This window comes from Xenorhabdus sp. PB61.4 (assembly GCF_963894935.1).
GTDB lineage: Bacteria > Pseudomonadota > Gammaproteobacteria > Enterobacterales > Enterobacteriaceae > Xenorhabdus > Xenorhabdus stockiae.
Genome location: NZ_CAWQJR010000040.1, coordinates 1 through 9,548 on the forward strand (window position 1 = coordinate 1; position 9,548 = coordinate 9,548).

Sequence of the window (9,548 nt, forward strand, 5' to 3'; positions counted from 1 at the left end):
ATAGAACGTTGGCTTATCTCAATGTGTAACGAAACAATTAAAACATACCTTGTAGTTGGTGCAAACGAAGGGATTGGTCGGGCTGTTGCTGATTTAATAGTCAGCAAGGGGCACAGACTAATAGCCTTTACACGATGCTCGACTTTTATGGTGAGTTGAAATGACATAGCCGCTCCTTTATCGGGTTCAGTGGAAGCGCTTAGGCTGTAGGATGTGATGGACGGTCATTCTCCTAATGATTAGGTACTGTGATAAACCTCCTGATTTTTATTGGGTGAGATAAGGTTAAAGTTGATATAGTTTTTCATTATTATCATAAAAAATAATAGATTAAATAAAATATAACAGGGCGCATCAAGCCTGCAAACCTCCGGAGCGTTTCAAGCAAAGAATTACTAAGTGTTCAGGCATTAAGTTGTCTTCGATTTCTCCCGTATGTGTATATCATAGGTTGTATTGTCGCAGAATTGCAGTTGAATACAATGCTACAATCTCCCTGCAACACAATTGTCTGGATATACACTTGATCTGGCCTAGCCGGGAGAAAAACATGAATAAAAAGTTAGATTATTTTGTGAAGGAAAATCCAGTTCGTACAAGCAAAAATTTAATGAAACTGGGCGTTTTTTCTACCAATACTGAGGGCGGTTGCACTGTAACTAACGCACCTGAGAGATTGCGTGGTGACGACTGGGTGGGGAATCTTGAGATAGCGAAAATTGCCGATCAAGCAGGTTTTGAAGCATTCATTCCTGTAGGGCGATGGAAGGGATTTGGTGGGGAAAATAATACCAGTGGCGTCTGCTACGAGACTTACACATGGGCTGCTGGAATTGCAGCTTTGACAAATCAGATAGCGGTTTTCACAACATCCCATTTATCCACAGTGCACCCATTATTCGCAGCTAAACAGGCGGTAACTATCGACCATATCAGCAGTGGACGCTTCGGGTTGAACATTGTCTGCGGTTGGTACGGTGCCGAAATGCGAATGTTCAACGGCACTATGATGGACCACGATAAGCGTTATGATTACGCCGAAGAATGGCTAGAGATTGCTCAAAATGCATGGACAAAGCAGGAACCGTTCAACTTCACTGGAGAACATTTTTCGATTGTTGAAGCTATTTCCGATCCCAAGCCTATAAACAAACCATTCCTAATTAACGCCGGGGGATCACCCCGGGGCAAGCGATTTTGCGCCCAATACTGCGATGCAGCGTTTTTAATAATAAAACACATGCATGGCGAAGATGCTGTTAGATCGCAAATTGCCTCATATAAAGATCTGGCGAAGACGGAATTCGGTAAAGATATACAGATATGGTGCTATGGTTACGTTGTACAGAAGGATACTGATGAAGAGGCGGCTGAATATGTGAATTACTACGCAGTCGAGCAGGGAGATGACGAAGGTGCCGACAATATTGCCAAGGAGTTAGGGATACAAACGGGTATATTTACTCCTGAAGAAGCACAAGAATTCAAATTCCACTTCAAAGCCGGCTTAGCAGGCGTTCCACTTGTTGGCTCTGTCGAATCTATTGTCAAGCAATTCAAGAAATACTCAGACTGGGGAATCGATGGTATTGCTCTGACCTGGCTGGATTATCACGAGGGCATTAAGAGCTTCGTGAGAGATGTCTTACCAGCTATGGAGCAAGCTGGCTTACGACTCCAATTTAATTCTGAGAGCGATTAATTTTTTGGCGCGGTAAAATATGCTTTTTACTGTGATGATTGATGATAATGTGATTCCCCCAACTCGGTCAAAATATCATCTAAACGCAACATCATAAGTTTAACATTTCTCTGGGAGCCCACATTGAAGCGCATGGATGCGTTGGGGAGATAAATCGCATTCGCTGAACCATTTTTTTGGAAAGATGGAGCCACTTCTCTATATCCGGCTGGCTTGTTTGACCTAGATTCGAGCTATATATCGCTCGCGGTACTTGTGTGAGTACCTTATAGTAATCATCCTAATCGATAAGTGAACGACGTTTGCTCAACGTAGATGTTGGTGTCTTAGCAATTTCAATGATTGCCTCAGCATTTAACCCAGTCAAAGGATTGGCGGGTTTAAAGTAAAAATATCGTTTTTCTCTATCTGGAATGGCACCAAATAGCGCGAAAACTTTTTTATTTTTCACTTGTAGTGTCATGTAAATAAAAAAGAATTTTTTCATTGAAAATTGCTGAGACTATTATGTATTTTGTAAACCACTTGTTTGATAATTCGTGTACCTTCGAACTAAATCAGGGAAAAACGGCAAAAAATGAAACACCATCCGGAACGCAACCAAATACGACTTGAACATGTACTTACTGCATTAGGTAATCCAATTCGAATGACAGTTGTTCGTGTACTCGCCAACGGAAAGGCGCATAAATGTTAATTAACCTCATTCGCTTCAGTGAATCATTAGCTCTTTCTATGTACACGGGGTATTCCACAGTGTGATTGTTGAAGTCCGTAAAGGGTAGCTTCAATATTCCGAAGGAGACGGCTTGTCTCCCGCAGACCAATTTTATTTGTTAATTGCCTGAAGGATCGGCATTGTGATTTTTGCCCATTTTCATCCGTTAATACGATAGAACCGGATTATTTGCCTAGCGGTACCATACAGACCGATGCACCAAATTTTCCGTGGTCACATTCTACTTGGGATTTACTGTAGCGGCTCATAAAACCCAGAAGGCTATCGCCTGAGTTAAAGGTGATAATTCCCGGGAAAGGCTGACCTTCAGTCGATATATTCACCATAAAACGATCCGATAGCGCCCGTTTCACGTTCCCAATTTTGGCTGATGAGCCGATATAGTATTCAGCTTCCAGCCATGCCACGCCGTCAACTACAGATTTCACGGATGAGGAATTTGCCGCTGCAAACACCATCAGTATCCAACCGTTGGAGTTTTGCGTAGTCAGTGAAAAGGGTGGTGCCACCATATTATAGTGTGGATTGTGCAATTTCCGGCGAAGCTCTGGATCTGTCAGAACCTTTTTCAGGCGGCTCTGAAGTACGGGTGGGAAGTGTAGGGTGGCAATGGTATGACCGCTCAGGTCATCATCAATAAACTCATACACACCTTGTATCCACAGATTCGATTCTGCTGTGCCACAAGTGTTGAGATTGTGATAGACACGCCACTGGCCGCCATCAGTCCGAATAGCATATCCTGCATGTGAAAATTGCAGCCCATAATCACTCATGGACTGTCCTTCCCGTGCTAACAGTACCACATCATCATTATTCTGTGACAACCAATCATGCAGTTTATGGGCCTGATCTGTACGCAGAGCCACTTCCTGTGGTGTGGGAAGGTTTTTTTCTTTACATTCAGTCTGGCTGCCGCTGTATGCGGCGGTGTCACATACTGCCAGCAATAGCGTCAGCAAAACCGGTTTCAGCAATGTCATTCCGACATTTTCTCCTGATGTGAGAGTTTTTGTTCATCTGGAGTGATCATGTGAGAGATTATCTTACCCTCTTTTTTTAAATAGGTTCCTGTACCTTCTTCCGTTGGTTCCAGTATCAGAGTATCGCCAGGTTTTACCGGGATTTTTTCTAATTTTTCTACCGCGACAAGTAGAGCTGCCTTTTCATTTTTGTCTGTTTTTCCGGTGATGACTGCGGTTTTATCTTTTTTATTGTACTCAACAGAATCAATAACTACTTTAGCTGGAACAAGCACCGGCAGCAGAATAATGCCGCTTATTAAAACAGAACTGGCTAAGCTTGGGCCACTGTAAACTAATGCGGTAGATAAATGAGGATGCTTTGACATAAATGATTCTTCTGAGTGAACAGGTGCCGCTGCCAATAAGGCTGAACACATTAATACTGGAGCTATACGTGATTTCATCAATATTCCTTTTTCAGTAAATCAACATGACTCTCATATATTCAGATATACAAAAATCAATTGACCAGATAATAACGTAAATAGGTCATTTTAACAGGGAACCGCTCTTCCCCGAAGAAGGATCAGCATGATAAACGGCAAGATATTCTGGATTTTAGGCAGTCATATCTTTGACCTTTCTGAATGAGAGCGTAAAAAACCGTGGGGCACTTTGTTAAATCGACGATAGAATAAGCAATAAATAGTATTTATTTGGCGCTTCACCATGAAAGCCTATGTCGTTAAAGTTGCCCTCTGAGGTATTAGTCCAATGGTCTGGCACCGATTCAGATTATCAGGTGGGACTTCTTTAGCTGCTTTTCACTATATCATTCAGATAGCGCAAGGATGGCAGGATGATCACCTGCATCAATTCCGTATTTATGGCAAAAATTATGGCATTTCTTATGAAGGTGGGATCGGCTTTCCGGATAACCCTTACAAAATTACGCTGGATGATTTTGAATTTGATGCCGGTGACTGCTTTACCTACGAATACAACTTTTTCGAGCACTGGATTCATGATATCCGTATTGAAACACTTCTCGAAAACTCACGCCTGAAGTCCCCTTTTTGTTTGGCCGGAAACAGAATGCCCGGTGCCACGCCAGAGGATGAAGCGATGAAAACCCTGGCACTACTCAATGCAATTATTCATGCTGATGACACAACCCCCGTCAGAAAAATTCGCCCATTGATAGATGATCTGGATACTGTCCAATTCAACCGCCGAAAGGTGAATCGCCAATTAAGTCAGCTCAACCTTAATGCTCCTGAACTGGAACCGATGGTGATATGGTTGTAGCGGATAGAATGATCGGTATCCATAAAGGTATACCTTTTCATCCGCGCTAAAAACAAGTCGATAATACTCTATAAACCTCGAAAAAGTGAATTTTATAGAGTATTCTACAAATCTTTATCAGGTTTAAAGACTTTTGAGGGTAGTATGCACTATGCCTATATCCGGGTGAGTTCGGTTGACCAGCACGTTGATCGCCAGAAAGAGGCGCTGTCTGCATCCGGTATTAAAATTGACAAAATCTATATCGAACAGGCCAGTGCGAAAAACATCAACCGGCCACAGCTCCAAGATATGCTTCAACAGGTCAGAACCGGCGACACGATAGTTGTTCACTCCATCGATCGGTTATGCCGCAATATGATGGATATGTGTACTCTGACCCTGCGTTTACGCGAACAAGGTATTACATTGATCTTTCTGAAAGAGCAGCTTACGTTTAGTGCCAACGAGAGCACACCTATGCAAGAGCTGCAACTGCATATGATGTCGGCCTTCAGTCAGTTTGAACGGGCACTCATTCGAGAGAGGCAAGCCGAAGGGATCGCCGCAAAAAAACAGCGTGGAGAACGTACGGGCAGGCCGCCTGCGGAGATCAGTAAATTGCCTCAAATAGACGCGTTACGAGCGAAAGGCATCAAGTTAAAGCTGGCCTGCGATAACGTGGGGTTAGGTGTTTCTACGTATTATAAATTGCGTCACCAGCTAAAAAACGGCGGAAGCCGGTAGCCACACCCCCGAGAGGACAGCACCATGCAATTCACAATCCAAATCGCGATGGTCGATAAATCAGGTCATCGCCATACTGAGAAGTTATTCACGATAGAAAAACAATCCGATGCCCCCAATGACATTGGACTCTCCCTGTCTGAATCGAAATTACTTTTGAACGCTATCCAGCAATCAGTGACCCAGAAACAGGCGGCGGAATATTTGGATGAACATCGTGCTTGTCCTTGCTGTCAACGAAATCGCCGAATAAAAGGCAAACAAGCCATCCAGTACCGAACCTTATTTAGCATTATTCCCGTAGAGGGATTTCGGATTTATCGGTGTGCGTGTGAGCAACATTCAACCCAGACCGTTAGCCTGCTTAATAATTGGTGTGATTCGCATACTCACCCGGAACTCAGGTAAATAGAAACCCGGTGGGCGTCACTGATGTCTTATGGATTGACCGCTAATCTGCTCAAAGATATTCTGCCAATGGGGAAACACTGTAATGCTGCCACGGTCAGAAATCACCTTTGTCAGACGGCCAAAAGACAAGAGGTTGAATTAGACGGTGTGCCGGATTTTCTCCCCGGCGATCCCAGAGAATGGGAAAAATTACCCAAACCGGGAAAACCAATGACAGTGGGCATTGATGGAGGCTACGTCAAAAACTGAGACGACAGAAAACATCATTTCGAAGTCATCGCCGGAAAATCATTTGCCACTAATGTCCCAACCAAACGCTTTGGTTTTGTGCAATGTCTGGAAAATCATCCCAGAAGAAAACTCATCGCCCAGCTATCCTCACAGGGAATGCAGGCGAATCAACAAATTACTTTCTTATCGGATGGTGCTGATAATCTCAGGGACCTGTAATTTAACCTGTACCCCGAATCCCAGCACGTATTGGATTGGTTTCATATCACGATGCGTCTGACAGTACTAAAACAATATGCCAAAGGAGTATCAAAAAGCGCACCTGAACTCGGTGCAGAATTATTGGACTCGTTAACCAGTACAAAATGGTATCTTTGGCATGGCAATGTGATGAAGGCATTAGAACACCTGGATGATTGTGCCGCGATGTGTGATGAGGACATATTGCATTATGAAAGTAAGAAATCCTTGTCAAAACATATCGATGAAATGTATACCTATATTGAAAAGAACCGCATGATGATCCCGAATTATGGTGAAATGTACCGCTATGGTGAACCCATTTCTTCTTCATTTTTTGAATCGACAATTAATGAAGTGATTGCCAAACGGATGGTGAAAAAGCAGCAAATGCAATGAAGCCAACAAGGTGCGCATTACTTACTTCAGACACGCACAGCTGTACTGAATGATGATTTGAAAACCCAATTTGGGCATTGGTATCTGGGCATAAAATTAGGTGACAAAGCGGAGCATTCTTGGGCAGAAAAGATGGCTGCATAAATGCCCCATGCTTTAAGAATTCGCTTCTCTAATCAAGATTGCTCTACATTTCTTGGACAAACATCACAGTATTTCCGGCTGGATCGCTGACCTGTGCAAGCTTTATGAAGCCTAGATCCTGTGTTTCGCTAACGGTAATACCAGCGTTTTGACAAACTACCCTCTGTGCTTCGACATTGCGAACACAGCAAACTACAAATGATTTACCTGCAAGGCTGGGGTCAGGAGTAACCGAAACTTGAATCAACGCATTTTCTACCAGCTGCCATTCGGCTATTCCCTCAACAGGTGTAACATCTGGCTTGCGCCCAAGCCATTTGGCGTACCATTCAACGGCTTCGTCGAAATCACTTACGTGAAGAACGGAAACAAGACTCGTAAAGTTGTTATTTGACATCACCACTCTCTCCTAAATGAATTACAAATTAAAAAAACTGTTTATTTACCTTTTTACGATCTCAAATGCGTCCATATATAGTATATTCGAGGCTTGTTGCATAATGATATTCGGTATTTTGAAACTTGTAAAAATTCTTGTTTTCTTGGTGCTGTTCGTACCGACAGTCTATTTTTTCGTCTTGAATAAAAACGTAAGAAAAACATGTCTGACAGCATTACTGGCTGCTACCATTATGGTATTGACCAATATTGTATTACCAATCGTTTTATTTTATGTTTTTAAAACTTGATATAAATTTTAAAAACATACCTTTATGGATACCGATCATCCTATCACGATGGGTTCAAGTTCCGGTGAATCAAGGTTGAGCCGACTTAATTGGCGATTAATCTTTCTGCGGTTGAATCTGATGGCATCAAGTGTCTCAACCAATGGACGGATCTCTCCGATCGTTGTTGTTTCATCAGCGTGAATAATCGCGTTGAGCAATGTCAGTGTTTTAGTCGTTTCATCGGCTAATGTTGCCCCGGGTATTCTGTTTCCGGCCAGACAAAAAGGTGACTTCAGATTAGCGTTTTCGAGAACAGTTTCAATACGGATATCGTGAAGCCCCTGCTCAAAAAATTGTATTCATAAGTAAAGCGATCACCGGCATCAAATTCAAAGTCAGCCAGCGCGATTTTGTAATGGTTATCAGAAAATGCCATCCCGCCGGAGTAGGAAATGACGTAATCTTTAGCATAAATACGGAATTGGTGAAGGTGATCATCCTGCCATCCCTGCGCGAGCTGAATAATATAATGAAAAGCGGCTAAAGATGTCTCACCTGATAGCCTGAATCGACGCCAGACCATTGGGCTGATACCCCGAAGGGCGATTTTAACGACATAAATTTTCATGGTGAAATATCGGACTAATAAGTGCACTTAACTGTTCATTCTATCGCCGGTTTAACAGAGTGCCCCACAGTAATGAGCAACTGTCTTTCGCTTTAAACCGTGTGGAAAGATTCATCCCACGGTTTATTTGTTTTTATCATTGCATTGAGAATGACCAGTAACTTACGCATACAAGCAACGATAGCGACTTTATTTGGCTTTCCTGCTTGAGTTTGGCATCAGTATGCCCAAAGGGATTGCTGTGATAAAACGACTCTCCACTGTGTTGGTTGAACATGAACTTCCCCCTTATCTGGTGCAGGTATTACTGCGGTTACAGGCGCATTATCACTATTTGGTTGAACAAATCACCGAGATTGAAACCGCCCTGTCACAGGAGATTGCTCAGGATGATACCGGACAACGGCTGATGACGATCCCCGGCATTGGCCCCATCACGGCGAGTGTGCTTTCCTCACAACTGGGCGATGGAAAACAATATTCTCGCAGCCGGGATTTTGCGGCCTCGACGGGTTTGGTTCCCCGCCAGTACAGCACCGGGGGAAGGACGACCTTATTGGGTATCAGTAAACGGGGTAATAAGACGCTCCGGCAACTGTTGGTACTCTGCGCCCGGTCATTCATGCAACAGATTGAGCACCGGCAGGGAAAACTGGCTGACTGGGTTAAGCAGCAGCTTGAACGAAAGCACTCTAATATCGTGGCCTGTGCATTGGCTAATAAACTCGCCCGGATAGCGTGGGCCATTACGACACAACACACGGTATTTGTCGCCTAAAGCTGGCGTCATTGTGAACCTATTTAAATGTTACCCCACTGGTTTTGCGAAGACTGATTATTGATGACATGAACGGCCTACCGGCCTGATGAGAAACCTAACATAAAAAATGGCTCTTTCAAGCCGACACGGTTTTAAGGTTCATCAGGCGCGGAACTCATCGAGGCGCAGGCTCCTTGCCTACAGTGACGCCGGATAGATTTAAGCAAGCTAAAAATTCATCAAAAATTAGTGTTGCAAAAAAGAGGGGAACCATAGATTTTTTACGCTCTCCAAGGGAAAAATCGGGGCTATGGTCAGAAAATCCCATATAACCCTTTCCGCCAAAACCAAACGTTGGCCGTAGCTGGGAAATATAGCAATAGGCGATAAATCCATCGTCGTGTTTGCTCATCCAGCCAACCGCGTACATCCCCCCCAACGAGATAACTCTGAATAATCTTGAGTTGGCAATCTGCAGTGTAATTGATGTATTTCTCAATACATCAATATATTGAATATAAGGGCATTTAGTATTATTTATTTATGAAAATAACATTTTGTTCCGCTTTATTTTAAGGCTATTCCGATTATGAATACCTACCAACTTTTTAGCTAATTTTGTTG

General features: G+C 43.2%; 9 protein-coding genes and 4 pseudogenes. 6 read left to right on the top strand and 7 right to left on the bottom strand.

The features are described from left to right. Positions 1 to 550: 550 nt before the first annotated feature. Complete coding sequence (locus tag AACX68_RS03455; RefSeq protein ID WP_228860598.1) at positions 551 to 1,702, top strand: LLM class flavin-dependent oxidoreductase; 1,152 nt, start codon at positions 551 to 553, stop codon at positions 1,700 to 1,702. 280 nt (positions 1,703 to 1,982) lie between these two features. Here the strand turns inward: AACX68_RS03455 and AACX68_RS03460 are convergent, their stop codons facing one another. Beyond that, on the bottom strand, positions 1,983 to 2,189 hold the full coding sequence (locus AACX68_RS03460; protein ID WP_228860599.1) for a hypothetical protein: 207 nt from the start codon (positions 2,187 to 2,189) through the stop codon (positions 1,983 to 1,985). 90 nt (positions 2,190 to 2,279) lie between these two features. Here AACX68_RS03460 and AACX68_RS03465 point away from each other — a divergent pair. Further along, a pseudogene (locus tag AACX68_RS03465) lies at positions 2,280 to 2,396 on the top strand (ArsR/SmtB family transcription factor); the annotation flags it as partial. A gap of 209 nt (positions 2,397 to 2,605) precedes the next feature. Here the strand turns inward: AACX68_RS03465 and AACX68_RS03470 are convergent. Next, the gene (locus AACX68_RS03470; protein ID WP_228860600.1) at positions 2,606 to 3,424 is read right to left on the bottom strand and encodes a DUF2145 domain-containing protein; all 819 of its coding nucleotides are present in this window, start codon (positions 3,422 to 3,424) and stop codon (positions 2,606 to 2,608) included. Further along, positions 3,421 to 3,870: an STM0539 family protein gene (locus tag AACX68_RS03475; RefSeq protein WP_228860601.1), complete on the bottom strand. Its 450-nt coding sequence runs from the start codon at positions 3,868 to 3,870 to the stop codon at positions 3,421 to 3,423. Before AACX68_RS03475 ends, AACX68_RS03470 begins: the two co-directional genes overlap by 4 nt. Before the next feature lie 310 nt (positions 3,871 to 4,180). On the opposite strand from AACX68_RS03475, the gene AACX68_RS03480 reads away from it, so the two are divergent. The 3 genes and pseudogenes from AACX68_RS03480 (at position 4,181) to AACX68_RS03490 (ending at position 6,865) form a co-directional block, all read left to right on the top strand. Further along, a complete protein-coding gene (locus AACX68_RS03480; protein ID WP_228860602.1) occupies positions 4,181 to 4,714 on the top strand; it encodes a plasmid pRiA4b ORF-3 family protein in 534 nt (177 codons plus the stop codon). 144 nt (positions 4,715 to 4,858) lie between these two features. Beyond that, positions 4,859 to 5,440 carry a recombinase family protein gene (locus tag AACX68_RS03485; RefSeq protein WP_228860603.1) on the top strand — a complete coding sequence of 194 codons (582 nt, stop codon included), beginning with the start codon at positions 4,859 to 4,861 and terminating at the stop codon, positions 5,438 to 5,440. Between the two features lie 24 nt (positions 5,441 to 5,464). Then, positions 5,465 to 6,865: pseudogene (locus tag AACX68_RS03490) on the top strand (ISKra4 family transposase). Between the two features lie 43 nt (positions 6,866 to 6,908). On the opposite strand, the gene AACX68_RS03495 reads toward AACX68_RS03490, so the two are convergent. From AACX68_RS03495 to AACX68_RS03505, 3 genes and pseudogenes are all read right to left on the bottom strand, one after another. After that, on the bottom strand, positions 6,909 to 7,262 hold the full coding sequence (locus AACX68_RS03495) for a VOC family protein (protein WP_228860604.1): 354 nt from the start codon (positions 7,260 to 7,262) through the stop codon (positions 6,909 to 6,911). Between the two features lie 566 nt (positions 7,263 to 7,828). Then, positions 7,829 to 8,164, bottom strand: coding sequence for a plasmid pRiA4b ORF-3 family protein (locus AACX68_RS03500; protein WP_228860605.1), 336 nt, complete (start codon positions 8,162 to 8,164; stop codon positions 7,829 to 7,831). A 92-nt stretch (positions 8,165 to 8,256) separates the two neighbouring features. Continuing rightward, positions 8,257 to 8,367, bottom strand: a pseudogene (locus AACX68_RS03505) (IS110 family transposase); the annotation flags it as partial. Between AACX68_RS03505 and AACX68_RS03510 the strand changes: the two are divergent. Then, a pseudogene (locus AACX68_RS03510) lies at positions 8,361 to 8,942 on the top strand (IS110 family transposase); the annotation flags it as partial. The pseudogenes AACX68_RS03505 and AACX68_RS03510 sit on opposite strands and share 7 nt — an antisense overlap. 157 nt (positions 8,943 to 9,099) lie before the next feature. On the opposite strand, the gene AACX68_RS03515 reads toward AACX68_RS03510, so the two are convergent. Then, complete coding sequence (locus AACX68_RS03515) at positions 9,100 to 9,336, bottom strand: hypothetical protein (protein ID WP_228860606.1); 237 nt, start codon at positions 9,334 to 9,336, stop codon at positions 9,100 to 9,102. Positions 9,337 to 9,548: the final 212 nt, after the last annotated feature.